Source organism: Rhizobium sp. Leaf384 (assembly GCF_001424065.1).
Classification (GTDB): domain Bacteria; phylum Pseudomonadota; class Alphaproteobacteria; order Rhizobiales; family Rhizobiaceae; genus Ferranicluibacter.
This window is the reverse complement of the sequence record NZ_LMQE01000005.1, coordinates 554,498-575,247: the sequence shown is the minus strand read 5'-3', so window position 1 is coordinate 575,247 and position 20,750 is coordinate 554,498. Positions and strand designations below refer to the sequence as shown.

Annotated in this window: 37 protein-coding genes; 16 read left to right on the top strand and 21 right to left on the bottom strand. The window is 59.6% G+C overall.

Going from position 1 to position 20,750, the window contains the following annotated elements:
* Nucleotides 1-695 precede the first annotated feature (695 nt).
* The 14 genes from ASG25_RS11155 to ASG25_RS11085 form a co-directional block, all read right to left on the bottom strand.
* The gene (locus ASG25_RS11155) at nucleotides 696-1,814 is read right to left on the bottom strand and encodes a tyrosine-type recombinase/integrase (protein ID WP_244479404.1); all 1,119 of its coding nucleotides are present in this window, start codon (nucleotides 1,812-1,814) and stop codon (nucleotides 696-698) included.
* A 5-nt stretch (nucleotides 1,815-1,819) separates the two neighbouring features.
* Complete coding sequence (locus tag ASG25_RS11150) at nucleotides 1,820-2,080, bottom strand: hypothetical protein (RefSeq protein WP_156466889.1); 261 nt, start codon at nucleotides 2,078-2,080, stop codon at nucleotides 1,820-1,822.
* 317 nt (nucleotides 2,081-2,397) lie between these two features.
* Nucleotides 2,398-2,982 carry a hypothetical protein gene (locus tag ASG25_RS11140; RefSeq protein ID WP_062473455.1) on the bottom strand — a complete coding sequence of 195 codons (585 nt, stop codon included), beginning with the start codon at nucleotides 2,980-2,982 and terminating at the stop codon, nucleotides 2,398-2,400.
* The gene (locus tag ASG25_RS11135; protein WP_062473453.1) at nucleotides 2,979-3,323 is read right to left on the bottom strand and encodes a hypothetical protein; all 345 of its coding nucleotides are present in this window, start codon (nucleotides 3,321-3,323) and stop codon (nucleotides 2,979-2,981) included. Before ASG25_RS11135 ends, ASG25_RS11140 begins: the two co-directional genes overlap by 4 nt.
* A 314-nt stretch (nucleotides 3,324-3,637) precedes the next feature.
* Nucleotides 3,638-4,057 (bottom strand): hypothetical protein, encoded by a 420-nt coding sequence (locus ASG25_RS11125; RefSeq protein ID WP_062473451.1) that lies wholly within the window; start codon nucleotides 4,055-4,057, stop codon nucleotides 3,638-3,640.
* Nucleotides 4,050-4,457 (bottom strand): hypothetical protein, encoded by a 408-nt coding sequence (locus tag ASG25_RS11120; RefSeq protein ID WP_062473449.1) that lies wholly within the window; start codon nucleotides 4,455-4,457, stop codon nucleotides 4,050-4,052. The genes ASG25_RS11125 and ASG25_RS11120 overlap by 8 nt, the downstream gene beginning before the upstream one ends.
* Nucleotides 4,454-4,876: a DUF968 domain-containing protein gene (locus tag ASG25_RS11115; RefSeq protein ID WP_062473447.1), complete on the bottom strand. Its 423-nt coding sequence runs from the start codon at nucleotides 4,874-4,876 to the stop codon at nucleotides 4,454-4,456. The genes ASG25_RS11120 and ASG25_RS11115 overlap by 4 nt, the downstream gene beginning before the upstream one ends.
* Complete coding sequence (locus ASG25_RS11110; RefSeq protein ID WP_062473444.1) at nucleotides 4,876-5,067, bottom strand: hypothetical protein; 192 nt, start codon at nucleotides 5,065-5,067, stop codon at nucleotides 4,876-4,878. Before ASG25_RS11110 ends, ASG25_RS11115 begins: the two co-directional genes overlap by 1 nt.
* A complete protein-coding gene (locus tag ASG25_RS11105) occupies nucleotides 5,064-5,468 on the bottom strand; it encodes a recombination protein NinB (protein ID WP_062473442.1) in 405 nt (134 codons plus the stop codon). Before ASG25_RS11105 ends, ASG25_RS11110 begins: the two co-directional genes overlap by 4 nt.
* Nucleotides 5,469-5,470: 2 nt before the next feature.
* Nucleotides 5,471-6,355: a hypothetical protein gene (locus ASG25_RS11100; protein ID WP_062473440.1), complete on the bottom strand. Its 885-nt coding sequence runs from the start codon at nucleotides 6,353-6,355 to the stop codon at nucleotides 5,471-5,473.
* Nucleotides 6,355-7,356, bottom strand: coding sequence for a hypothetical protein (locus ASG25_RS11095; protein ID WP_062473438.1), 1,002 nt, complete (start codon nucleotides 7,354-7,356; stop codon nucleotides 6,355-6,357). Before ASG25_RS11095 ends, ASG25_RS11100 begins: the two co-directional genes overlap by 1 nt.
* 9 nt (nucleotides 7,357-7,365) lie before the next feature.
* The gene (locus ASG25_RS22755; RefSeq protein ID WP_156466888.1) at nucleotides 7,366-7,503 is read right to left on the bottom strand and encodes a hypothetical protein; all 138 of its coding nucleotides are present in this window, start codon (nucleotides 7,501-7,503) and stop codon (nucleotides 7,366-7,368) included.
* A complete protein-coding gene (locus ASG25_RS11090; RefSeq protein WP_062473436.1) occupies nucleotides 7,500-7,697 on the bottom strand; it encodes a hypothetical protein in 198 nt (65 codons plus the stop codon). The genes ASG25_RS22755 and ASG25_RS11090 overlap by 4 nt, the downstream gene beginning before the upstream one ends.
* A complete protein-coding gene (locus ASG25_RS11085; RefSeq protein WP_156466887.1) occupies nucleotides 7,694-7,924 on the bottom strand; it encodes a hypothetical protein in 231 nt (76 codons plus the stop codon). The genes ASG25_RS11090 and ASG25_RS11085 overlap by 4 nt, the downstream gene beginning before the upstream one ends.
* A gap of 291 nt (nucleotides 7,925-8,215) precedes the next feature.
* On the opposite strand from ASG25_RS11085, the gene ASG25_RS11080 reads away from it, so the two are divergent.
* Nucleotides 8,216-8,971 (top strand): DUF5131 family protein, encoded by a 756-nt coding sequence (locus ASG25_RS11080; RefSeq protein WP_062473432.1) that lies wholly within the window; start codon nucleotides 8,216-8,218, stop codon nucleotides 8,969-8,971.
* On the opposite strand, the gene ASG25_RS11075 is transcribed toward ASG25_RS11080, so the two are convergent.
* Together ASG25_RS11075 and ASG25_RS11070 are read right to left on the bottom strand one after the other, a co-directional pair.
* Complete coding sequence (locus ASG25_RS11075) at nucleotides 8,961-9,827, bottom strand: three-Cys-motif partner protein TcmP (protein ID WP_062473430.1); 867 nt, start codon at nucleotides 9,825-9,827, stop codon at nucleotides 8,961-8,963. The genes ASG25_RS11080 and ASG25_RS11075 overlap by 11 nt on opposite strands.
* Entirely contained in the window at nucleotides 9,824-10,021 is a 198-nt protein-coding gene (locus ASG25_RS11070; protein WP_062473428.1) for a hypothetical protein, read from the bottom strand. The genes ASG25_RS11075 and ASG25_RS11070 overlap by 4 nt, the downstream gene beginning before the upstream one ends.
* Before the next feature lie 102 nt (nucleotides 10,022-10,123).
* On the opposite strand from ASG25_RS11070, the gene ASG25_RS11065 reads away from it, so the two are divergent.
* Complete coding sequence (locus ASG25_RS11065; protein WP_062473425.1) at nucleotides 10,124-10,411, top strand: hypothetical protein; 288 nt, start codon at nucleotides 10,124-10,126, stop codon at nucleotides 10,409-10,411.
* Here ASG25_RS11065 and ASG25_RS11060 read toward each other — a convergent pair whose 3' ends face one another.
* On the bottom strand, nucleotides 10,412-11,164 hold the full coding sequence (locus tag ASG25_RS11060) for a S24 family peptidase (protein WP_062473423.1): 753 nt from the start codon (nucleotides 11,162-11,164) through the stop codon (nucleotides 10,412-10,414).
* A 284-nt stretch (nucleotides 11,165-11,448) separates the two neighbouring features.
* Between ASG25_RS11060 and ASG25_RS11050 the strand changes: the two genes are divergently transcribed.
* The 6 genes from ASG25_RS11050 (at nucleotide 11,449) to ASG25_RS22750 (ending at nucleotide 13,779) form a co-directional block, all read left to right on the top strand.
* On the top strand, nucleotides 11,449-11,697 hold the full coding sequence (locus ASG25_RS11050; protein WP_062473419.1) for a DUF2312 domain-containing protein: 249 nt from the start codon (nucleotides 11,449-11,451) through the stop codon (nucleotides 11,695-11,697).
* A 7-nt stretch (nucleotides 11,698-11,704) separates the two neighbouring features.
* Complete coding sequence (locus tag ASG25_RS11045) at nucleotides 11,705-11,884, top strand: hypothetical protein (protein ID WP_062473416.1); 180 nt, start codon at nucleotides 11,705-11,707, stop codon at nucleotides 11,882-11,884.
* Complete coding sequence (locus ASG25_RS11040) at nucleotides 11,884-12,078, top strand: hypothetical protein (protein WP_062473414.1); 195 nt, start codon at nucleotides 11,884-11,886, stop codon at nucleotides 12,076-12,078. Before ASG25_RS11045 ends, ASG25_RS11040 begins: the two co-directional genes overlap by 1 nt.
* A gap of 272 nt (nucleotides 12,079-12,350) precedes the next feature.
* Nucleotides 12,351-12,638, top strand: a complete 288-nt coding sequence (locus ASG25_RS11035; RefSeq protein WP_244479385.1) for a hypothetical protein — start codon at nucleotides 12,351-12,353, stop codon at nucleotides 12,636-12,638.
* Nucleotides 12,639-12,757: 119 nt separating this feature from the next.
* Nucleotides 12,758-13,618 carry a phosphoadenosine phosphosulfate reductase family protein gene (locus ASG25_RS11030; protein WP_062473410.1) on the top strand — a complete coding sequence of 287 codons (861 nt, stop codon included), beginning with the start codon at nucleotides 12,758-12,760 and terminating at the stop codon, nucleotides 13,616-13,618.
* On the top strand, nucleotides 13,615-13,779 hold the full coding sequence (locus ASG25_RS22750; protein ID WP_156466886.1) for a hypothetical protein: 165 nt from the start codon (nucleotides 13,615-13,617) through the stop codon (nucleotides 13,777-13,779). Before ASG25_RS11030 ends, ASG25_RS22750 begins: the two co-directional genes overlap by 4 nt.
* A gap of 2 nt (nucleotides 13,780-13,781) precedes the next feature.
* Here the strand turns inward: ASG25_RS22750 and ASG25_RS11025 are convergent, their stop codons facing one another.
* The gene (locus ASG25_RS11025; RefSeq protein ID WP_062473408.1) at nucleotides 13,782-14,033 is read right to left on the bottom strand and encodes a DUF982 domain-containing protein; all 252 of its coding nucleotides are present in this window, start codon (nucleotides 14,031-14,033) and stop codon (nucleotides 13,782-13,784) included.
* An 89-nt stretch (nucleotides 14,034-14,122) separates the two neighbouring features.
* Between ASG25_RS11025 and ASG25_RS11020 the strand changes: the two genes are divergently transcribed.
* The 6 genes from ASG25_RS11020 (at nucleotide 14,123) to ASG25_RS10995 (ending at nucleotide 17,139) form a co-directional block, all read left to right on the top strand.
* Nucleotides 14,123-14,341: a hypothetical protein gene (locus ASG25_RS11020; protein WP_062473406.1), complete on the top strand. Its 219-nt coding sequence runs from the start codon at nucleotides 14,123-14,125 to the stop codon at nucleotides 14,339-14,341.
* Nucleotides 14,342-14,349: 8 nt separating this feature from the next.
* A complete protein-coding gene (locus tag ASG25_RS11015) occupies nucleotides 14,350-14,709 on the top strand; it encodes a DUF1064 domain-containing protein (protein ID WP_244479384.1) in 360 nt (119 codons plus the stop codon).
* Complete coding sequence (locus tag ASG25_RS22745; protein ID WP_062473403.1) at nucleotides 14,706-15,344, top strand: hypothetical protein; 639 nt, start codon at nucleotides 14,706-14,708, stop codon at nucleotides 15,342-15,344. The genes ASG25_RS11015 and ASG25_RS22745 overlap by 4 nt, the downstream gene beginning before the upstream one ends.
* Nucleotides 15,280-15,933, top strand: coding sequence for a hypothetical protein (locus ASG25_RS11005; RefSeq protein ID WP_244479383.1), 654 nt, complete (start codon nucleotides 15,280-15,282; stop codon nucleotides 15,931-15,933). The genes ASG25_RS22745 and ASG25_RS11005 overlap by 65 nt, the downstream gene beginning before the upstream one ends.
* Nucleotides 15,923-16,459: a helix-turn-helix domain-containing protein gene (locus tag ASG25_RS11000; protein ID WP_062473399.1), complete on the top strand. Its 537-nt coding sequence runs from the start codon at nucleotides 15,923-15,925 to the stop codon at nucleotides 16,457-16,459. Before ASG25_RS11005 ends, ASG25_RS11000 begins: the two co-directional genes overlap by 11 nt.
* A gap of 62 nt (nucleotides 16,460-16,521) precedes the next feature.
* On the top strand, nucleotides 16,522-17,139 hold the full coding sequence (locus ASG25_RS10995) for a transcription termination/antitermination NusG family protein (RefSeq protein WP_062473397.1): 618 nt from the start codon (nucleotides 16,522-16,524) through the stop codon (nucleotides 17,137-17,139).
* Nucleotides 17,140-17,458: 319 nt separating this feature from the next.
* On the opposite strand, the gene ASG25_RS10990 is transcribed toward ASG25_RS10995, so the two are convergent.
* Entirely contained in the window at nucleotides 17,459-17,749 is a 291-nt protein-coding gene (locus ASG25_RS10990; RefSeq protein WP_062473395.1) for a helix-turn-helix transcriptional regulator, read from the bottom strand.
* 507 nt (nucleotides 17,750-18,256) lie between these two features.
* Here ASG25_RS10990 and ASG25_RS23465 point away from each other — a divergent pair.
* Together ASG25_RS23465 and ASG25_RS10980 are read left to right on the top strand one after the other, a co-directional pair.
* Entirely contained in the window at nucleotides 18,257-18,703 is a 447-nt protein-coding gene (locus ASG25_RS23465) for an XF1762 family protein (protein ID WP_062473392.1), read from the top strand.
* Nucleotides 18,700-19,107: a hypothetical protein gene (locus tag ASG25_RS10980; RefSeq protein WP_062473390.1), complete on the top strand. Its 408-nt coding sequence runs from the start codon at nucleotides 18,700-18,702 to the stop codon at nucleotides 19,105-19,107. Before ASG25_RS23465 ends, ASG25_RS10980 begins: the two co-directional genes overlap by 4 nt.
* Here ASG25_RS10980 and ASG25_RS10975 read toward each other — a convergent pair.
* Nucleotides 19,090-19,827, bottom strand: a complete 738-nt coding sequence (locus tag ASG25_RS10975; protein ID WP_062473388.1) for a hypothetical protein — start codon at nucleotides 19,825-19,827, stop codon at nucleotides 19,090-19,092. The two genes, ASG25_RS10980 and ASG25_RS10975, sit on opposite strands and share 18 nt — an antisense overlap.
* 479 nt (nucleotides 19,828-20,306) lie before the next feature.
* Complete coding sequence (locus ASG25_RS10970) at nucleotides 20,307-20,645, bottom strand: hypothetical protein (protein WP_062473386.1); 339 nt, start codon at nucleotides 20,643-20,645, stop codon at nucleotides 20,307-20,309.
* Nucleotides 20,646-20,750: the final 105 nt, after the last annotated feature.

Sequence of the window (20,750 nt, the reverse complement as noted above, 5' to 3'; positions counted from 1 at the left end):
GGCTTAGGCGGGTTCAACGGGAATCTGACGGCTGCCACCGATTTAACGGCATGTAACCTACGCAGAGTGATCCCCCGTGATTTCAAGGCGATCGTTCAGGAAAGATGCACTGGGCGGAAGAGGGGAGAGAGGCGCACCCTCGTCACGGCGGTCGCCATCTGCCTGAGGCGACGGCTCTGTCATTCCCATTGGAAAATTTGGACGGCCGCCGTAACCTCGTGGCAGCGACGTGACGTCAATCTGTCGCCCGACCCCGCTCTAGAACCAGCGGCAGTCGCGTCCGAGGTCCTTCTGACAGAAGTCGAAACGTCCGTCCACTCCCCAGCACCACCATACGCAGTCTTCGCACGGGACGACGTCTCGCCGGGGTAAACCGTCTCCGTCATCATGAAGCTTCAAATGGCTAGGTTGATTAAGGTGCGACCTTAGGGCTACGCCACTGCGCAACACGACGTTCGCCGGTATAGCGCCATCAGCCGACCTAAGCTCGCCAGGGGCACCACTGAACCCAAGATTGGCGCGCCTGTGGAAAAAGAGCGCTTTATCAGACAGATAGGGGAGAAGCGGGTGAGAATGGAGGCCTCGCCCGGAATAGGCCAAACTATAGATTCCAGCGGGTTACGGCGGCGGATTGCCAATTCTGGCTCTTCAAGACTCGAAGCGATTTCAATGGCGGCTGCCACACCCTGCCACACCTAGTCGGCGGCAATGAGCTTCGTGCCGACCCCATCCCAGCTGATAGCAGAAACTGCCTGCCGCGCCAATCTCGCGCGGTCAGCGTTACGGGTGTAGATCTTCGAGGTCTTCCCGTCTCGCCAGCCGAACATAGCCTCGAGTTGCGTGTCGGTTGCCGAGTTATGCGCTTGGTCCGTGGCCAAGCCTTTTCGAACAGAGTGCGCCGTGCAATGCGGTAACCCGGCCTGCCTGAACCAGTCAGCGACCCTGTTCCCCAGACCCTTCACACTGAATGCCTTCCCGAACTCCGTCTGCAGATAGGTCATGCCCGTGACCGGATGCATTGCGAGAACGGCTTCCAGGATCGGGTGGATCGCAATCTCGATATCCACCGGCGTCCTGTTTCGGTTCTTGAAGAGCCGGAGCTTTAGGGTGTCGCCGCGGCGGTGCTGCGGGCCGATGAGCGCAAGATCCGAAACGCGAAAGCCGGCGAACATCATCAGCGACATCGCGAGGACGGCTTTCGACTTGGGCCCGTGGTGATCGATGAACTGCGCGATCTCCGCAGAGGTGATCGTGTGATGTCCGTCGCTGTGAACGCGGAACGGCTCCACCGATCGCGCGATATTCGCGGTGATCAGCTTGCCCTCGCGCTTGGTGTCGAAGATCTGCCGGAGAACCTTTAGGCGCTCGTCGGCAGCGAATGGCGCATCACGCTTCCGGTCCCGGAGCGCCTCGATGTGCTTGATGCCCATAACCGAAAGCGGGATATCGGCGATGAGCTTGGTCGCGTCGTCGAGGGGTTCGACCCACATGCCTTCCATGATAGTGCGCCGGCGGTCGCGCGTGGTCTTGTCGAGCGCCTGGAAAGCATTGCTCTTCATATATTCCAGGCAGAGCCAGCGGAACGTGTTCGGCCGGACCATGGCGGAGAGCTTGGGCGCAGCATTGTCTTCGATCGCCGCCGGAGTGGCCGGTTTGTGTTCGCCGCGGGCTTTCCAGTAGGCTCGGGCAAACTCTTCACTCGCCATGTCATCCGGCAGCCGGCAGACCCGTTTCCCATCGATGCGCAGATAGTAGCGGACCGTGCCGTGCCGGCTCTTGTTCTTCTCGATATAGGGCAGGTCCACATTCACCATGCTGATCAAGCCGACATCTCCCAGGCGCTGGCGTCGTCGGCATCCTCTCCCTTCGCGTTCCCGTCTTCAGGCCATGAGCCTATGGCCGCGATCAGGTCAGCAACCAGCCAGACCTTGCGGGTATGCCACTTCCTCGGTCGGGGAAGAAATCCCTCTTCGACCATGAGGTCAACCGTGCTGGCGCTTACGCCAAGTGAGCTGGCAACCTCCATGCGGTTCAGGCCGAGGCGAGGGATGTTGCGGCTTAGGTCAATGGTGTTTCCCACGTTATCCTCACTTTCCCCGTTGTTCGTGCACAGCGGCATCGGTTCGTTCTGGGTTGGTTGCTGCCGTCACTCTCCCGCCTCCTTCTCTTGGAGGGTGGCGCGACCGGCGTCCGTGGCCCGATAACGCTTAGGCTTTCCCTCAAAGCAGCACTCAGCCAAGCCTTTTTCGCACAGAGAAAGCGTTGCAGCTCGACCAGCGGACCCGCAGAGATAGGGCATGAGCCCCCAGCCGGACTCCCTGATCTGTCCCATTGGCAGACCGCTTGCAGATGCGTGAGCGAGTATGCCTAGAGCAGTCTTCTGGTTCCATGTCAGCTTCATGCTGCACCCCCATCGTTCTCGCCTTCAATGTGGGGAGAGACGGGAACGCCATATCTATCAACGATGACGCCATTCTCGACGCGCATGGGATATACCACTTCCCCTACCTGGGGCGCTGTGTCCTTGCGATCCTTGAATACGGCTTCGGCAAAGTTCACAGCCACAAGCGCGGCTCGTTGCGTCTCGCAGGTAGACTCTCGGGATCCTGCATGTTTCCTCAACTCCTCCAGCCACCATTGACCCGGCTGATAATCCTGCAGGGTGAAGATGTCCGGAAATACGTCCGCCTGCGCCGCTGTGTCCTGCGCTGCCCTCTCCCCTTGAGAGGGGGTGGAGAGGGCGGAAAGGACACGTTGTTCATAGTCGGCTTGGGCGTAGGCTTGCGCTGCGTCCAGCGTAGCAAACGCCTTCACTACACCATGCACTCGCGGAAGCATGTAGCATCCGTTGTGCAGAGGCTCCCACTTATCGCCCAGGCGCTGGACGCGGTAGTGACCCGTGGCCGAGCTTGCCTCGTTGCCGCGCCATTCCAGCGGCTTCACGCGCAGTTCCATCTTTCTCTCGTCTTCGCGGTTGGTCATGGGCGTTCCTTGGTGGGTGACGGGGTGGCTTGCTGCCGCGCCCTTGCCATGATCAGCAGTTCCTTTTGGAACTGCTCTTTCGACGTCTTCCCCGCCCGATGATCGGCACGGATATTCGCCTCTGCTACATCAATCATTTGGATGGCGGCGCGGAGTGGGATGCGCGCTTGCATCTCCTGGTCCACTACCATCCACGCCAGCACCCCGCCATCTGCGCAGACCTCATCGGGGTCGATCCCGCGCCGCTCGCATTCCTCGCGGGCCTCGATTTCACGCTCTTGTTCTGGCGTGATGTCGTAGTACCCGCTGTCGATTAGTCGGTCTCCGAAGGTGACGCTCATTTGATAGTCTCCAATAAATTTCGAACGGCGTCCCGAAGTTCTGAATTACGCTCTACCCCTGACGTGGCTTTCGGGTCGCAGCCCTCCAGATAGGCTAGGACACTCTCCAGCACGTTCCGTTCGGGCGCGGGGGCGCGGCCTGCCCATTGGTCCAGACGATCAAGCCGCGCGCGATCTCGTCAGTGAACCGAGCAACAGTCTTTGGGTCAGCTTCCCGATTGTAGTGCTCCGGAAACGTGAGAATGTCGCCGGCCCAAGCTGAAGCATTTTTCGCTATGAATGAGCATTGCATCGAGAAGATAGCTTCGGTGAGCTTAGACATCCGCAGAGCCCTCCACGCTCTCTCCACTCTCGGGGAGTTGGGGTTGGGTGAGGGCAGACATGATGCGGGTTTCGTAGTCGGTTTGTGCGGCAGCCTTGGCTTCAGCCTCGCTCACGAACTTGCCATCGATCACGTTGACCATCCAGTAGGTCGGACCTTCCCAATCGACGCAAAATACACGGTAGGAAAACCCAAAAGCCGTTATCGCTTCAACACTGACCCCGTTATCTGTCCAAGCTAAAAGCCTCACCCATCGGATAGCCTTCAGCCTCTCGTTCTCCTCCTTGAGGGCGTCAACCTGGGCGGTGAGGGCTTCGACGGTGGAGGCGAGCCGAACGATCTCATTGCCACGCTCCCTGATTTCTTCGACCAGTTCGTTCCACGCCACCGGCTCGTACTTCGGGTCAGTCATGGGAAGCTCCCTTCGTGCCAGCGCGGATGGCGGCGGCTATTTCGACCGCTTGGAAGCGCATAGTTTGAAAATCACGGGCTGCACGCTTCGCACCGTTTTCCATTGCGTCGTCTTCTTGGCGCTGTCTGCCTTCTTTGGCAGCGTCTGCAATCTTCGCACATCGCTCGCGCTCGGCTTCTGTCGCGGCCATGATGGCGCTTTCGCGCTCGGCGTCCTTGAGCGCGAGCTGGGCGGTGAGGGCTTCGATGGTGGAGGCGGGGTAGAGGGGTTCCGTGTTGTGCCATGGGCGGATGTTCGGGCTATGCGAGGCATACTTCCATTCACCGGGGAGATGCTCATGCTTGAACCGGAACGCCACCGGCTCCGGTATCGCCGTATCTCGGATATCTGTGGGGGTCATGCTTCGTCCCTCGACTTCAGAGCGCCGGCCGATGCCAGGCGCTGATTAATGACAGCAATTGCAAAGGGCTCTGCCGCGTCTCCAAGCTCTGTCCATAGCCCGTGCAGGGTGAGAGCGAGAACATGCGGGTCAATGCCGGCACATGCCCAGAACTGCGCTTCTCCGATGCGGTGCTGGCGATCGTGCTGTTCTGCGCAGAGCGGAAGCACCCAACGGTCGCTCGCCTTGCGCTGCTTTGCCCGGCCGTAGTGGCCGTATTGCGAAGCGGCCATGGATAGGTGAGCCGCTTGGACCTCGTACCGGCCCGTGATGACGCAGGGCAGGCGGTGGACGAAGGCGAGGTAGCCCTTTCTCTTCGTCGGCTTTGCCTTCGGAATAGGGCTGAATGCAGCGGCGTCAGAGTTGATGCGGAATGCCATCACGACCTCCCACGCTTGTACCAAGGCACATAGGCGAAGGCGTCCCGGATCCTGTTCAGAAGCCCGACCGCCTTGGCCTGATCTTCGCCCGCCTGAAGCCGCTTGCTCTTCTGCGCGATCCTCTCGTCGATGATCGGCTGGAACGGATCCGGTATGCCTCGGGTGTAGCCCTTCACATGCTTGACGGTCATGATGCCCTCGCTGTCTTCTGGGGTTCGTGAAAGATCACGCCGTTCTCGGCTCCCCAGGCGTGGATGAATTCGATGAGATCGGTCATCTCCTGCTTCGACAGGTCCGACGAGGACTGCCCCCACGGGATAAATGACCGCTGGTCGAGCGACGGCACGAAGCTGACTTCCTTGCCGATCGCGTGAAGGAAGATGACCTTCCACTGGTCTGTGGTGTGATCCCGGCCGAGTGCCTTCATGTGGAGCGCCACGTCGGTCAGCATGGCCCACATGCGGTCATTCTGGGGCATGGAGCGCTGCGGGCCTTTGAACTCGATCCGGGTGCCCCAGGGGGCCTTGCGGATCCAGTGGTGGGCCTGCTCGCGGTCCATGCCGCTGTTGATGACGACGAGCGCTCTACCCATGATTAGCCCGCGTTCTGCGGAGAGATCTGCGACAAGCGCCGGTCCCGCATAGAGTAGGCCGCATTGATCATGTCGGCATGGCCTTCAGTCTCGAGCACGGCCGGCGCGTCGGCATCGTTCCAGGCCTCCTCGACGTCGGCCTCACTCTTCGCGCCGGCCAGCGCCAGCTCGAGCGTTTCCATGAACTCCCCAAGATCAAAGCCCGGTTCGACCGGCGGCTCCTCTGCGTCGATCGTCTTTCCTGCTGGCGGTGCAGGAGGCTTCGGCGGCGCCGGCGGCCGGGCGGCGGCCCGAGGTGTGATGTCTTGCATCGGCTGAAAGTCCTGCACTTCCTCCGCGATGCCAAGGCCGCGCAGCACGTCTGCGAATGCATCACGAAGGGTGAAGGCGCGCGCCCGCATCTTCAGCATGCGTTCGGGGTACAGCTTCCACGGGCCGCTCTTTGTCCACAGGCCCGCCGTCATGGCGTCTTTCACGGAGAACCGACCGACTACCGGCTCGGGTTCGCCGCGACGTTTGGCTTCGCATATTGCAACCCGTGCATCGCCGTCGCCCTCAATGCGCTCTTTGATCCACTCACACTTGCCGGACCCTCGCACCAACCCGATCGCCCCATCTCCCCAGATTGTCGGACGATTATTGACCACCGCGATGGACTGAAGCGCAGCCATCGGCGTCATTCCAACCTCCATCCCATGCATGATCGCGACCATGCATTTCTCGGCCGTGTCGAAACCCGCAGGTGCCATTCCGGCAATCGTGACCATCTTCGCGATCCGAAAGGCGTCCTCGATGTTGGCGGGTACAATTGCGCGAACGGAACTGCCCGCAGCTATAGTTCCCATGCCTGGCGGCAGCAGACGTTCCGTGTTGACTATCTCGTTCATCAGGCGGCCCTCTGCTCTTCCTTGATCTTCATTCCCGCCAGTTCGACGCCGGCCTTTGCCGCACGGTTGGCGAGGCTGTTCACGACGTCCCGGATCTCGGGGCGGTCCTTCAGGGCCATGACGAGCGCGTCGTAATCGGTGATCTCCGCCGATACGAAGGTTCGGAGTGAGACACGGGCACCGGTGCGGCCGGCGGCGGCGTTGCGAGTTTGGGTGGCGCGCTCGGCTTCCGCTGCTTCCCGGGCAAGCCGCTCGGCATTGGCCTGCGCTGCTGCCTGCTCTTCGGCCGACGGCCCGGCCGCCTCGGCGGCGCGGCGTGCGGCGTCCTCGGCGTCACGGCGCTTGCGGTCGGCCTCAGCCTGGGCGGCGCGCTGGCGCTCGGCCTCGACGCGCTGCTGCTCGCGCAGGAAGTCATCCATGTGCCGCTTGAGGCGCTTGCTCAGCAGATCCGGCTCTTCCTTCAGGTCGCGCCACTTCGTATCGACGACACGGCCCGCGTCGAGGTGCGGCTGCTTCTCGACCTTGTGCAGGTCGGTCGCCTTCTTCGCGATCGTCGCGACCCGCTTGGACAGAATCGCTGCGCGGTCGGCATCGGCCTGCGTTTTGATTGGCGCCTTCATGAAGGCTTCGGCCTGTTCCTTCTCAGCCTCGTATTCCAGCCGGAGGGCTTCGAAGGGATCGGACGGCAGGTTGTGGCCGATGGCGGGAGCGGGCGGCTCGTCGTCCCAGCCTGCGCCGTCGATCGCCTTCTGATAAGCCTCGTAGCTCACGGGGTGCGTCCGGCAGAAGTTCCAGGCGTCGCCCGCGTCGACGATGCGCTCGCCGCGCATTGCCAGCCAGGCGCCGTCCTCATCTTTCCAGATCGCGACGGGCTCCCACTGGCCATCCTTGAAACGGGTGCGATAGTAGCCCTGCTCTGGCTGGCCTTCGCTCATGGGGCCAACGCGCCCTGCAAGCGCCTCCTGCCACCAGTGCCAAATGTTCGTTTCGGTCTGCGACATGATGATCTCCTAGAGGACTGCAAGCACGGCAATGACCGCGGCAATGGTGACGATGAGAATGGCGAGATCGAAGCTCGACCACAGGTCGGGCTCGGGATCAGGCGACAGGTTGATGAAGGGCCTGATGGTCTGGTCGGGGCGGGTCATGCGTCACCCCTGACCGCGTTAGCCAACGTGCGCTCAATGTGCGCGAGGCTGCCCGGCGTCGGCGCAAGGCCGCATTCCTGATCGCGCTGCCAATGGCGGACCCAGTTGAGGGCCTCTGCCAGAGCGATGTCCTTTGCGGAGCGTGAAGAAGCTTGTGACACCGGAAGCGGAAGGAAGCGGGCGATGACGTTCATGCCGCCACCTTCGCGTTGCGCCGCTCGGTCTGGGCCGAGATCAGCATGGCGATCAGGTCAGTGTGGGCAGCATACGTCCAGCCGACCGGATAGACGCGGCGGCGAGAGATCTGCAGGCAGAGCTGCTCGTGGTGCTTGATGTTCCGTTCAAGGAAGTTCAGGGCTTTGCGGCGCTCCATGGCGTCGGCCCGGTCGGTGATCATCTTGACTGCTGCTGCGATGTCCATGCTGGTCTCCATCGGCTGTTCGATGAAGCAAATGTAACAGTTTATGCGACAGTGTCAATCATGGTGTAACATTTAATGACGCATTTTTCGATGCATTTTGGAATGTGAGCGTGGTGCGCGCCGTCTCGGTTCCAGCTTTGGTCTTGGAGGACAAGTTGACGTCCGTCTGTAGAAATCTATTCCTAACCTCTTTGGTTTAGGGATCTCGCTTCACATGTTTTCAGGGTTTAAGACTCTACCGCAATCCAAGAATGCTCACTGGAGATCGCGCTGATCTTAGGAGAATGCTCATTGGCCGAGACATCAATTGAATGGACGGACGCTACGTGGAACCCGGTGGCTGGCTGCACAATCCTGACCGCCGGCTGCACCAACTGCTACGCCATGCGAATGGCCGCTCGGCTAGAAGCTATGGGGTCTGAGAAGTATCTTGGACTAACGCGCAAAAGTGGCGGACGCGCGAAATGGACCGGTAAAATTACGTTGGATTGGAAAGCGCTAGACACACCTGCGAAGTGGTCAAAGCCTCGGTTGGTCTTCGTCAATTCCATGTCAGATCTATTCCATTCCGCTGTGCCGCCGGACTTCATCGCGGAGGTATGGAAGACAATGGAGGCCACGCCTCAGCATACGTACCAGATATTGACTAAGAGGCCCGACCGGATGTCCGAGGTATTGTCCGGCAGCCAGTTTAAGGCGTTGCCGAACGTGTGGCTTGGCACCAGCGTCGAAGATGGCCGCGTGATTCACAGGCTTGATGAGCTGCGTTCTGTTCCGGCTGCAGTCAGGTTTGTCTCGTTTGAGCCACTGATTGGGTCTGTCGCAGGCGCTGATCTAACAGGCATCCATTGGGCAATCGTAGGCGGAGAGTCGGGCCCGGACGCGCGCCATATGGAGCCGGAGTGGGTCCACGAGATTGAGCGTGCTTGCCGGCGATATAGCACCGCCTTTTTTTTCAAGCAGTGGGGCGGGCGAAACAAGAAGGTGACGGGCAGAGAGTTAAATGGCAAGACGTACGATGAGATGCCGTTAGTTTCTAGGCTTTGAGGATGTTACTCGCAATTCTGGTTGCTAGTCCAATTGCCTTCGGTGCCGGATTGGAAATTGCAAGGAACAGCGAGAACATAGGAACACCGTTGCCATTTTTCAGGCGTTTCGGTGGCAAGACTTTCGGGAACAGAGATTTGAGCCTTTTATCGACAAACGCCTCGATGGCAGCCACATCAGCAATCCGCTGATAAGCTTGATCGTGCTCACCGAGGAGATCGTTCACCTTCGGGGCATCATACCAAGCGTTCATCCAGTCGTCCGTGCCGAGCATACGAGTGATTGCAGTCCGCTTCTTCTCGTCGATTTTTTTCGGGTCTCGAGTGGCTTGCCGGAAAAGTCCGGCGAGCGATACCAGGTACCAAACATCGATAGCTTCGGTTTCTCTTATTAACTCGAGAGTGGCCCAATCCACGTCCATTCCGTACGGGTCTAGAAACATAACCGCACGTTTCCCAGCCCATTTCAGCGCGTTTATTTCAGCGCGTATAGCGACGTTGGCGTCTCCTCGAACAATATCGATACGGCGCTCTGGGTACTGCGCTTTAAGTTTCTCTAGCGCAGCGCAGTAGCGCTTTTTCTTCTCCATGAAGATAACGCGTGTGAATGCTGGGGTTACGTCTAGAGCTATCTGTGCAGAGCCGCGACGCCTCTCAATTCTTTCTTCCATGCCAGGTAGCAGATCCGCAGGAACGGCGCTCTGCTTGATGACTCTCTCCCCGGTGCCAGCGAACGCGTCGATGTACCAAAGGTCTTGGAACTGCGAACGGAGTGCAATGGTGAAAGCTTTGAGGTAAGCCTCAATCAGCGACAATTTCAGGTCGGTAGAGACGTTTCCAAATTCATGGTCACTCAATGCGTCGTTCCCCTGCGCCGGTTGATGTATTCGAGGTTCAAAACGTCGACGAGGTAATCGGCGATCTCCAAGGCTAACCCTTCTTGCGGCTCATCGCCTATCTCGGCCGTTTGACCGGTGAAGATGTCCTCAATGGCCCAAGTGCCGTCCGGATCGCGACGCAGGGCATACCTGTTCGCTGAGCGCTCAATCATATCGCACTCACTCCGTGATCACGGGCTGACAGAAACCATTCGACTCTTCTGCAGACTCCTGCTTTCTTATGGTGAACAAAAAGAGAACGAGGAGCATTCGCCATGGCCCTAAAGGAAGTCACAAAGTTCCTTGTGATGCCGCCGGCCGGCACAGACGAGATCGACGGGCGGTTCAAAAAGCACCTCCGTGACGAATTCCCTGGCTGTGAATTTGAGGTCGCGCAGATCCCCCCGCTCGCAAGCGAAGAGTTCCAAGTTCTTCCGGTGATGGGCAAAGTCAGCGGCAAGGATGCAGCCATGTATGAAAAGCCCGAGAAGTGGTTCCTCGACGATATCGTCTCTGTGTGCCGTCGCTTTGAAGTCTCTAAGGACAAGCGCAAAGCCTCCTGATCACTTGCGAGCAAGATGGCCGACGATCCGGCCGATGATCTGCAGACGTGACAGCTCGACCGTGAAAGTCTCGAGAGCTTGGTTATCCGAGATGATCCGGACCTCGGCCGGGTCGCTGAAAGGAATGCGCTGTAGGCGCTTGATCTGTGGCTCCGTATGGCCGTCGCTGATGGCATAGACCGTATCGGTCGACATCTTGTCCTGCGACAGGTCCACCAACACCCGGTCGCCCGGCATGTAGGTCGGCTGCATCGAATCCCCGACCACCTCCATGATCAGCGTATGCGCCGGCGATGCTTTCGCCTCGTTGCGCAGGTACGATAGCGGGATCATCCATTCGGCAATGACCGTATGGCCGCTGACGCTGTCACCGCCGACCGGCAGATTGATCGTTTGGCCAACTGTGCCCATGCCGGCGCCAAGCTTCGTGTCGATCTCCGGAATAGCGCCATCGATTGCCGGCACCCAATGCTCGCGGCTGTAGCTGACCGTGCCATCATCGTCGTTCTCGACCTCGTCTGGATCGAAAGACGACACGATCGGCGCAGGCTTTGGCGGCCGGTTGAGCATGAGGTCGTCAACCGACGCGTCCAGCAGAGGAGCGAGCTCCTCGGCGCGGTCCCGCTTCAGCTGACTATGGTCATTCGCAAGCCGATTGATCGTGGCGCGTGAGACGCCGATCGCTTCTGCGAGTGCCTCCTGTGACGCAATTTTTGATGCTTTGATGAAGGGTGCGAGCCAATTCTTTGCCATGGCGATTTATCCGCCAATCCAGCTGCATCTTCTATGCCATAATATGTTACACTTCGCTTGACGTGTTGCAGTAAATGCGTCATATTGTGCGACATGACCCTTGAAGATTACATCCACGAGCACACCACTGTAAAAGCTTTTGCTGCAACTCTGGGCAAGAGCCGGGCGCAAGTGCACCGGTACATGCGCGGGGAGAATCTCAGCAAGAGCGTCATCGAAGACATCTGCCGCGTCACGGGCGGGGCAGTGCAGCCAAACTCATTCTTCCGGACGGAGAACGCAGCATGACTGACACCGTGGAAAACGTAGCAGCGGCCGAGCTGCGCCAGTTCATTGAGCGCATCGAGCGCCTTGAAGAGGAGAAGGCCGCAATCGCTGATGACGTCAAAGACGTGCTCGGGGAGGCCAAAGGCCGCGGCTACGATACGACCGCCATTCGCACCATCATCCGCCTCCGCAAGAAGGACGCGGCCGAGCGCATCGAAGAAGAGACCCTTCTTCAGGCCTACATGGCCGCTCTCGGTATGGAGTGATTCAGCCATGATCGGCGAGAGCGGCTACATGGCCCGCCACGAGAACGTCATCGACGCCGCGGCCAGGATTGAAGTCGAGAGGGGCAAGCGCCCCGATGCGGCGTCGGACCGCTTCGCCCCTCTCGACGCTCAGGCAGTCAACCAGCCCACGAGGACAGGCCAGCAGACTGGCGGAGGAGAACTGTGATGATCGCATTGTATGTGGCCTTGGGCTTCGGCGCCGTCGCTGTCGGCTTCATCGCCGTCATTAAGGTCGGCAAGTTCCTGGCGCGCTTCCCGCAAGTGGATGCAGCGCCGATCGAGCCCGAGCCCGTCATCGATTTCGATCTGCTCGAAGTCGAGCTGTCCATGGAATTTCACGATTGGAAGCGGGCCGCTTAACGGCTGCGTCGCTAACGATCAGGGCTACCAGATCGCCCAGCGAAACAGGGTCTCCCTTTCGAGGGGAGGCCAGAGACGGACCATCCGGCAAGATCGTCGCGTCTCTGTTTTCTGCCTTCGTGCGCATTCGCGGCTCCTCTGAACAAGGAGAAGCTCGCACAGGGAACGTCGGAAAAATGCGCAGAAATCGTAGGAAAAATCCGAAAATGAGTACCGTTGAATTTTGCCAGTCAGCTTTGCGGGATCGCATCGCACCTGCCGGACAGGGCAGCGTGAAGATCCGCATCGACCAGGCCGCGCGCAAACTTGGCTGGTCCGCATCTCGGACGCGGGACGTCTGGTACGCCGACCCGCGTGTCTCAATCAGCGCAGAAGAACTGCGAGAAATCGAAGCAAGGGCGGGGATCACCTATGGACGAGAAGAAGCAAACGACGTCGCCAAGCTCATCGGGAGAGCCGACGCTCTCCTGGCTCGATCGGAAACGGATAGCAATCGCACGCTCGTTGCTGCGCTCAGCGCATTCATTCGCGCTCTGGATGGCTCCGGAGCTGCGCGCTGAAGCCGAGGCGTCGAGCCTGCCGCGACCTCCGGACCTCTGATGTTCTCCCCCCGGCTGGCCCCCCTCCCGGCCGCCGGCAACTACCGCGCAAATGCGGGATTTTATCAACGAGGTGCGACATGACGAACCCATATCTGCTTCCTGCAGGAAACGTTCAGATCAGCTTCAGCGGTGGTCGCACCTCTGCATACATGCTCCACGAGATCCTCGAAGCTAACGGCGGTATTCCAGAAGACCGGGTAAAGGTCATGTTCCAAAATACCGGCCGCGAGATGGAGCAGACGCTCGAATTCGTCGCTGAGGTCGGCCGCCGCTGGGGCGTTATGATCACTTGGACCGAGTACCTTGCAACGGCGCCTGGTTTCGCCGAGGTCGGCTACCAAGGTGCAAGCCGCAATGGCGAGCCCTTCGACGCCTTGATCGACAAGAAGCAGTACCTTCCAAACCAGCAGTCTCGGTTTTGCACGCAAGAGCTCAAGATCCGCACCGCGAAGAAGTACCTCCAGTCCATTGGTTGGCAGCGCTGGACAGCCTGCATCGGGATCAGGGCGGATGAGCCGCACCGGTTGGGCAAACCGGCTCCCAAGGAGCGGTGGGTAAACTGGCACCCGCTCGCCGCAGCGGGCGTAAGCAAACACATCGTAGGTGATTTCTGGAAGGCACAGTCGTTCGACCTGATGCTGCCGAACATCCGCGGCAACTGTTGGCTCGGAAACTGTGACGGCTGCTTCCTCAAGTCGGAACGGTCGCAAGCCGTTTTGGCGCGAGATTTTCCCGATCGCCACCGCTGGTGGGAGGCGGCCGAGGCGCGCGTAGGCGCCCTTGAGACCACCAAGGGCCGCCCGAAAGATAATGCTCAGTTCTCCAAGCGCTTCGCGAAGAAGGAGTTGCGCGAGTTCATGGAGCGGCAAGGCGACTGGGCGCTGGAGACGGATGGTATCCTTTGCCAAGCGGATGACGGGGAGTGCTTGGCAGCATGACCAACCAAGAACTTCTAACCGAGATGGGCAAGATCCGCTCCGATCTCCGCGGCACGCTGGCAGCCCGCGAGGATGCCGTTCAGCGCCGGAAGCTTGATGCATTGGCCGAGGTCATGTCGAAGCTCGAGATCGCCGTCACCCGGGATCGGGGGCAGGCATGACCTCAGCTATTCCGAATGTAGACGTTCGCCTCGTCGGCCGCCGCCAGAAACGCGAGCCGCGCAACCCCTTGTTCGCGTCGTCCCTCCAGTACCGCCAGCATGACCTCGCAGGCTTTGCGATAGGCCTTGCCGGTCTGAACCGGCCAACGCTCCATCAGGACGCGCGCGGCCTCTTCGGTGCTGCCGATCGTCCTGTAACGGCCTCGGCTGTTTTCCTCAAAGGTGACAGGCTTCGTCCAACGAGTGGATTCCATAACGCAGTACTCCGTGACGCAAAACTGGCGACTCAACGACCCATGTCGGGACTCGTTCCGGTTGCGATCGAAGAATCGGGGAGGGTGCTTTGCTGACCTTCCTCGAAGCCTTTGAGCGTTATGGCCGGCACAGCATGGACGTCGCGGAAGCGATGGGTGTCGACGAGCCCGTCGCCTACAATTTGATCGCCTCGCGCGTGGCCGGCGCCGATCGGCGCGAGCCGAGCGTCATGACCCTTTCGCGCTACCACCAGAGCCGAGAGATGCTGCGGCAGATCCGCATGCAAAAGCGTGGGGTGTCGCGATGAGAGAGCGCATGTCCGCGGCCGAGTTCCGCGCCCAGCCCTCTGAGAAGCCGAAGCGCAGCAAGTACAATGCGCAGCGCACGCTCATCGACGGCATCTGTTTCGACAGCAAGGCTGAGGCTGCCTATTACGCCGAACTGAAGATCCGTGCGCGGGCAGGGGAGGTGTCTGACGTCGAGATGCAGCGCCCCTACGAGCTGTGCGTCGGCGGCCACCTCATTGCCACCTACAAGGCTGACTTCGTGTTCTGGGACCATCAGGCAAAGCGCCGTCGCGTCATCGACGTGAAGGGTGTCGAGACGACCGTTTTTAAGCTGAAGCGGAAGCTCATGCGGGCTTGCCATGGCATCGTCGTGGAGACCGCACCATGAAGCTGTCCGCGATCCTTGCCCCACTCATTGCTGCTGGCGTTCCAGGTGAAGTCATTCTCGCGACCGTGAGGGCGTTCGAAGATCAGCAGGTCGACGCGATCGAGCGCCGCCGTGCTGCCGATCGCGAGCGTCAACAGCGCCACCGTCACGTGACGTCACCTGACGTCACAGTGACAGAGCGTGACACCCCCGCCCCTGATAAAGAAAGGTCCCCCACACCCCCTAAAGAAATTAACCCCACCCCCGCGTCGCTTCGCTCCGCCGACAAACGCGGGACGCGACTGCCGGACGATTGGCAGCTCCCGGCAGGTTGGGGGCAGTGGGCAATCGATCAGGGCCATTCCGAAGCCAGCATCCGGCTCGAAGCCGATCGGTTCAGGGATCACTGGATTGGCAAAAGCGGACGGGACGCCTCCAAGGCCGACTGGCTGGCTACCTGGCGCAACTGGATGCGCTCCGCTCCGAAACCCCGCATCAACTCGCAAGCGCCGCCGCGTGAAACCGAACACGCCCGCCATCAGCGGGAGAGCCGAGAAGCCATCGAAGCCAGATTGAACAGGATGAAACCACATGACGAATTTGCCAGCGACGGTCCAGCTTTCGACCTTGAACCGCGAGATTTCCGCGCTCACTGAGCGTCTGTCGCCTGTCCAGCCTTCAGACATCGACCGGTGCCTCGATCGCATGATCAAGACCGGCATGACGATGCCCGCTGGGATCAAGCCAGCAGACCAGAGCTTGGTCTACGGCTATGCCCTCGACGGCGTCCCGATCTGCGGGCTGTTCGTCGCGACCCAGAAGCTCCTCAAGGGCGACTACGCCGGCAACCCTGACGTCCTGCTCGGCATTATCCCGAAGCCGCCCGTCCTCGCAGCGCTGGCGAAGCTCGAGGCCCGCGTGGCGCGTGAGGATCTGGCCCGCAAGCGCGATGCGGTAAACACGATGACGCAGAAGCCGCCGGCGATCGACCGCTCGGCCGAGGTCATGGCCCGCGTCCGCGCCGTGGCCGGCGATTTCAAGGCGTCATATGAGGCGAGAAAGGCTGCAGTTCGCGGCGCTCCCGAAACCATCCCATTCGGTGAGGATGCGGCCGAATACTGGTCGAAGATCGAGGCGCTCAAGGATAGTGAGCAAGGCGTCTCGCGCGAGCAGGAGGCCTACCGGCGCAAGATCGCGAGCCAGCTCGCAAGCGTCGAGCAGCGGGAGCCGATCCATGCAGCCTAATCAGAATGTGGAAATCGGGGCGAAGATCCACGCCGCGCAAGTGCGGGCTCGCCTATTCGGCTCCAAGCCTGCAGTTGCTCGCCTCATTGCACCGGGCGCGGCGCCGCCAGCCGAGTCGTCGGCACGCGCAAGCGCGGCGATGGCGATGAGGCCAAAGGATGGATCTATCCCGCCGCGCTGGCGCGTCGTCGCCACTCATTTCAACCAGCACATGATCCATTATCGCGAATGGCAGAAACAGGCGGAAGAGGCGTTCGAAGAGAACTCGGCCTGCCGGCGATCGATGCTGCAGATCACGACTGAGGTGCTGGAAGCCTTCCCCGGCGTCACCTTGCGGGAGGTCAAAGGGTCCTCTCGTCTTCGCCGGATCCTCGCCCCCAGGCAACTGGCGATGCACCGGATCAAGTCAGAGCGCCCGGATCTCTCTTACCCCGCGATCGGCCGGTTCTTCGGTGGTCGGGACCACACGACGGTCCTGCACGCCATCCGGAAGATTGAGGACCTGATCCGAGGCGGAAGGATCTAACGCCCTCCGGCCAAGCGCACTCATCACCTACCCACCATCAGCGGCAACTGAGGAACACCACAATGGCAAGAGACAACTGGTATGCGGTCAAGGCCCGCCCAGGCACGCAGCGCAAGGCCGCTCCACGGGTAGGAGAGGCGGAAGCGCGCAAGGGCGAGTTCATCATCGAGCGGAACCTGCGCGACGCAGGCTTTGACGTCTACATGCCGTCGACCGTCCGCGAGGTGCGCCACCACCGCACCGAGGAATACCTGGTGAAACGCTTCCCCATGATGGTCGGCTATTGCTTCGTCCGGTCGCCGCGCGACTTCTGGCGCCTCTCCGACTGCGATGGCGTGTCGGCCATCCTCGGCGTGGCTGGCTGCCCGCTGCCCATACCGGCCATTCAGGTGGAGCGGATCCGCCTAGCGGAAGAGGAGGCCACCGAGACTATGGAACGCCAGCGCGCGTTCCGCCTACAGCGCGAGCAGCAAAAGAACGGCAAGCTCACCCGCAAAGAGGCCCGCGAGATCTACCCGAAGCACCGCCGCATCGTGGTAGGCGAGGGCAGCTTTCTCCGCGGCATGACCGGATATGTTGTGGACGCTACCGGTCGGAACAGCATCAAAGCTATGATTGAGACGTTGAACGGTCTCGTTCCTGTGGAGCTTGATATTGCATCGTTTTCGGAGGCCGTGTAGACTGCCGCCCATCAGGTGATTTGATGGGCTGTTCTGAGCGGTATCGCCGGGCCTACGTCGGGGTTTCACCACCCGGCATTTTTCCGAAACCATGCGTGGAATTTGAGGCGCAGCCTCAACGGAGCTCGCGGAACCGTAAGCGGTTTAGTGGGGCATGAGAGGCAGCCAATGGCTGTCATCATTTGTTGGCGATCCCAGCATAGGGCGGCCGCCAGCCTCGTAACAGAATGGCGGCATCCAATTCGAGGTCAAACCTCAACTTAGGCGATCGGGCGCACGTTGATTGTGTGATGGGCCTGGCCTGCCCGACGACATCAGATCAGCCGAACGCGCTGTTCAACATACCGTAGGCACGGGTTACGAGGTCTCGAACGCCGGTGTCTTCCGAAACGTGGCCCTCAGCCATGCGCTCGATGAGAACGAACATAGCGGCCTTGCCATGGATAGGCTTCATGGGGCTCTCGCCGCTTTCGAGCTTCTGGTAGCCGCGCAGGGTAAGGCCTAGTGCGTCGGCCATCATGGTCTGGGTCATGTCCGCGCTCTTACGCAGTGCGTACAGTTCGCGGGGGGAAATGAGATTAGAGGGATCGACAGCGACTTCGGTTTCCATTGATTTAGCTCCTGAGACCTAATATCTTGGGAACCGGAGGGGCTGCTACCCCTCCGGCCCCCAGTTACCGGCTAAGGGAGATCGTTACTCTCCATTTGCCGAACCGGACTTGGATGCTGAGCTTGATGCTCATGGTGTGCTCCTAGTCCTACCGAAGCGGAACTGCTTCGGTAGTCCTTTATACGAACTGAGTTCGCATTCGTCAACACGAAATACGAACTGAGTTCATATTATTCAAGCCGTCCGATTTGTGATCGGGCGGCTTTTTGCAGGGTTATCGAGACCGCCGCCTGTTACAGCGTAATTGGTAGAGGATATTGATAATCGTCAACGTCGTGAGGACGATCTCAAGGACTGCCAATAGAGTATCCATTCTGCACCTCCTTTCTGGACCGGCGGAATGCCTAATCCATATACGGACGCACTCAGCGACCCAGTCTCAGCGGCTGGTGTCTAGCCCCGTCTCTGGTCACCCCGGCGGCGGGGTTTTCGTTTTGGGAGAAAGCGATGAAGCTTGATAAGGCGCCGATCTCACTCGCCGCCGCAAACGGGTTCATCCAACAGCACCACCGCCATCACAGGCCGGTTGTGGGGCATAAGTTCAGCATTGCAGCAATGATCGGGGACGAGGTCGTTGGCGTCGTAATTGTCGGCAGGCCTGTATCGCGCCATCGTGACGATGGTACCACGCTGGAAGTCACCCGCATGTGCTCTAACGGCACCAGGAATGCTTGCTCATTTCTTTATGGAGCGGCCGCAAGGGCGTCCTTCGCCCTAGGCTATTTGGCGATCGGAACTTACATCCGCGCCGATGAAGCTGGCACCAGCCTCGCAGCTGCTGGATGGCGTGAGATCGGCCGAACGAAGGGAAGATCATGGTGTTGTCCTTCCCGCCCTCGCGCCGACGTGACGGAAATTACGGACAGAGTTCTGTTTGAAGTGAGGGCTGCATGATCACAGTTCGCGAAGAGCGCATGGGCGGCCACTTCGTCAAATATCACCTCGACGAGCTGCCGTCATATGCCGTGCTGCACCGCTTTACGGCTCCGGATCATGGCGACCCGCACGATCACCCCTTCGACGCGGACAGCCTGATCATCTCCGGCGGGTATGTCGAAGAGGTCTACGAGCTAGACGGCTCGATGACCGTTCACCACCGGAAGTCCGGCGATCGCGTCCACAACGCAGCCGGCAAGATCCATCGCATTGTAGAATTGCCCGAGGGCGATTGCCTCACGCTCTTCGTTCCTGGCCCTCATGTGCAGAAGTCAGGCTTCTATCAATTCAGGCCCGATGGCGCTTGGCAGCGCCGGTGGGATGAGCAGGAGTGGAGTCGGCTTTCAATTGTCTTCCGATAGGTCAGATGCATCTTCGCTGTCCGCAGCTCTCTCAAAATCAGGCTCGGCTCGGAAATCGTGCAGCATCCGGCGCAACTGTCTTCTATCGTAGATCTTGAAATGCAAATTTTGGCTAGAATGGCGGCAGCTCAGATTGAAGTCAGGCCGTTCGAGGCCGCACCACTCGATTAGCTCAGAGAGAATCGAGCCGATCTGAAGCCAAGCCTTTGCACATGCATCAACAATGTCGCCTTCAATGCCGGGCAGGCGCCAGTGTCGCTCTACGCAAGGCATCGAGTCTTCGTCTTCTGCCAAAAAACCGAATACGTCTCCGTGTACCGCGAGCCCATAAATGAGGTTCCGCATTGCAAAGTCGCTGTCTTCTAGGGGGTCTATACGTACATTGAAGCCTAACTTGATACCTCGCCCTTCAGTTATACCAACTGACCCGTAGCTCTCCATCCCGAGCATGCCCTGATGGACAATAAAGTCTCTGCTTTTTGCAAGCTTTCTGAGGAGCTTATTTGCTGACCGTGCAGATTCATGCGTTTTAAACCATTCCTTGAATCCTTGCTCTTGTTGGAGGCCGTGACGCGCGATCGGCATTACCTCTTTGATGGCTTTCAAAAATACGTTTAGATGCCAACGAAATGCTTCTGCATTGTGGTAGTACTTCTCCAAAGAGTGAATCCAAAAATGCGCCTCCTGAAATCGGTCAATTGCGGGTTCGAGGCGAGACATTCGGCCTTCGTCTTTCATCTCTAACCTTTACTTCGCTTGCGCGGTTTTATTGCGTTTTGAATATTGCAAGAAGGTGCCGTCATAGCGGTGGCATCCGCATACCTGAAATGGAGCCGGGCACCATTGCCCGGCCTCACCCTAGCTTATCGATCGCGGCTTCAATGCTTGGCTTCTTGTCAGGTGGGCAGCGCCCTACACGTACGTTGGCGATGGGGCGTGTCGAGAGCGACGGGGTCTCGACTCTGCGTTCTGAGAGAACATCCGCTATCCACGAGGTCTTAGGCACAAACCCGTATGTCGCCTTCACCTCTTGTTGAATAGCCCGGTACGTTGCCATCTGACCCTCCCAAGTCTGCCGCCACAGGGGAAACGCTCTGAGCGAAGCTGGTAAGATGGATTCCGTGGTTCAGGAGGCAAGTTCCCAAATCTAGGAAACCGGCAGCCGAAGATGGGGTCGGGCATTCGCGCCCAGCATACGATTACCGGCCCTGCAAGATCTTGATCATTTCAGGTGTGGGGCGGCCGCGTCTAAAGCTTGCAGCGTCAGCATATTGCATACGGCCTGACTTCATCGCACCGACTATTCTGGTGCATGCTAGACGTGGTGCGGCCCTCTCAGAAACATCGAGCATCATCGATGCTGCATGGACGTTTGTCTTATTCCAGCCTTTTGTAAGGCACTCTTGCATCGCGTACTGCTCTGCTTTCTTGCTGCCGCGAAGCAATTCGGTAGCGGCTTCATATTGTTGCTGAGAAGGTGCGCAGCCAGCGACTATGGTGATTCCGCTCAGAATTGCGATGGCGAGGATAGGCTTCATGTCGGTCTCCAATGATGACCATCACTGAGGCACAACCGCACCATGGTTTCAAGCGGCGTCTGTTGCGCTGCTATAGGTTGTTACCATTTTTGATGCAGGTCTTCG

Excerpts from the sequence above, each read along its gene's own strand:
- ASG25_RS11060 (WP_062473423.1), bottom strand. The coding sequence starts at position 11,164 with ATGGCAAAGAATTGGCTCGCACCCTTCATCAAAGCATCAAAAATTGCG.
- ASG25_RS11135 (WP_062473453.1), bottom strand. The coding sequence starts at position 3,323 with ATGAGCGTCACCTTCGGAGACCGACTAATCGACAGCGGGTACTACGAC.
- ASG25_RS11030 (WP_062473410.1), top strand. The coding sequence starts at position 12,758 with ATGACGAACCCATATCTGCTTCCTGCAGGAAACGTTCAGATCAGCTTC.
- ASG25_RS11085 (WP_156466887.1), bottom strand. The coding sequence starts at position 7,924 with ATGGACATCGCAGCAGCAGTCAAGATGATCACCGACCGGGCCGACGCC.
- ASG25_RS11140 (WP_062473455.1), bottom strand. The coding sequence starts at position 2,982 with ATGACCAACCGCGAAGACGAGAGAAAGATGGAACTGCGCGTGAAGCCG.
- ASG25_RS10990 (WP_062473395.1), bottom strand. The coding sequence starts at position 17,749 with ATGGAAACCGAAGTCGCTGTCGATCCCTCTAATCTCATTTCCCCCCGC.
- ASG25_RS11100 (WP_062473440.1), bottom strand. The coding sequence starts at position 6,355 with ATGAACGAGATAGTCAACACGGAACGTCTGCTGCCGCCAGGCATGGGA.
- ASG25_RS11015 (WP_244479384.1), top strand. The coding sequence starts at position 14,350 with ATGTCCGCGGCCGAGTTCCGCGCCCAGCCCTCTGAGAAGCCGAAGCGC.
- ASG25_RS11115 (WP_062473447.1), bottom strand. The coding sequence starts at position 4,876 with ATGGCATTCCGCATCAACTCTGACGCCGCTGCATTCAGCCCTATTCCG.
- ASG25_RS11065 (WP_062473425.1), top strand. The coding sequence starts at position 10,124 with ATGGCCCTAAAGGAAGTCACAAAGTTCCTTGTGATGCCGCCGGCCGGC.
- ASG25_RS22755 (WP_156466888.1), bottom strand. The coding sequence starts at position 7,503 with ATGACCCGCCCCGACCAGACCATCAGGCCCTTCATCAACCTGTCGCCT.
- ASG25_RS11005 (WP_244479383.1), top strand. The coding sequence starts at position 15,280 with ATGACGAATTTGCCAGCGACGGTCCAGCTTTCGACCTTGAACCGCGAG.
- ASG25_RS22745 (WP_062473403.1), top strand. The coding sequence starts at position 14,706 with ATGAAGCTGTCCGCGATCCTTGCCCCACTCATTGCTGCTGGCGTTCCA.
- ASG25_RS11050 (WP_062473419.1), top strand. The coding sequence starts at position 11,449 with ATGACTGACACCGTGGAAAACGTAGCAGCGGCCGAGCTGCGCCAGTTC.
- ASG25_RS11155 (WP_244479404.1), bottom strand. The coding sequence starts at position 1,814 with ATGGTGAATGTGGACCTGCCCTATATCGAGAAGAACAAGAGCCGGCAC.
- ASG25_RS11090 (WP_062473436.1), bottom strand. The coding sequence starts at position 7,697 with ATGAACGTCATCGCCCGCTTCCTTCCGCTTCCGGTGTCACAAGCTTCT.
- ASG25_RS10995 (WP_062473397.1), top strand. The coding sequence starts at position 16,522 with ATGGCAAGAGACAACTGGTATGCGGTCAAGGCCCGCCCAGGCACGCAG.
- ASG25_RS10975 (WP_062473388.1), bottom strand. The coding sequence starts at position 19,827 with ATGTCTCGCCTCGAACCCGCAATTGACCGATTTCAGGAGGCGCATTTT.
- ASG25_RS22750 (WP_156466886.1), top strand. The coding sequence starts at position 13,615 with ATGACCAACCAAGAACTTCTAACCGAGATGGGCAAGATCCGCTCCGAT.
- ASG25_RS11000 (WP_062473399.1), top strand. The coding sequence starts at position 15,923 with ATGCAGCCTAATCAGAATGTGGAAATCGGGGCGAAGATCCACGCCGCG.
- ASG25_RS11095 (WP_062473438.1), bottom strand. The coding sequence starts at position 7,356 with ATGTCGCAGACCGAAACGAACATTTGGCACTGGTGGCAGGAGGCGCTT.
- ASG25_RS11070 (WP_062473428.1), bottom strand. The coding sequence starts at position 10,021 with ATGATTGAGCGCTCAGCGAACAGGTATGCCCTGCGTCGCGATCCGGAC.
- ASG25_RS11125 (WP_062473451.1), bottom strand. The coding sequence starts at position 4,057 with ATGACTGACCCGAAGTACGAGCCGGTGGCGTGGAACGAACTGGTCGAA.
- ASG25_RS11040 (WP_062473414.1), top strand. The coding sequence starts at position 11,884 with ATGATCGCATTGTATGTGGCCTTGGGCTTCGGCGCCGTCGCTGTCGGC.
- ASG25_RS10970 (WP_062473386.1), bottom strand. The coding sequence starts at position 20,645 with ATGAAGCCTATCCTCGCCATCGCAATTCTGAGCGGAATCACCATAGTC.
- ASG25_RS23465 (WP_062473392.1), top strand. The coding sequence starts at position 18,257 with ATGAAGCTTGATAAGGCGCCGATCTCACTCGCCGCCGCAAACGGGTTC.
- ASG25_RS11120 (WP_062473449.1), bottom strand. The coding sequence starts at position 4,457 with ATGACCCCCACAGATATCCGAGATACGGCGATACCGGAGCCGGTGGCG.
- ASG25_RS11045 (WP_062473416.1), top strand. The coding sequence starts at position 11,705 with ATGATCGGCGAGAGCGGCTACATGGCCCGCCACGAGAACGTCATCGAC.
- ASG25_RS11105 (WP_062473442.1), bottom strand. The coding sequence starts at position 5,468 with ATGGGTAGAGCGCTCGTCGTCATCAACAGCGGCATGGACCGCGAGCAG.
- ASG25_RS11110 (WP_062473444.1), bottom strand. The coding sequence starts at position 5,067 with ATGACCGTCAAGCATGTGAAGGGCTACACCCGAGGCATACCGGATCCG.
- ASG25_RS11025 (WP_062473408.1), bottom strand. The coding sequence starts at position 14,033 with ATGGAATCCACTCGTTGGACGAAGCCTGTCACCTTTGAGGAAAACAGC.
- ASG25_RS10980 (WP_062473390.1), top strand. The coding sequence starts at position 18,700 with ATGATCACAGTTCGCGAAGAGCGCATGGGCGGCCACTTCGTCAAATAT.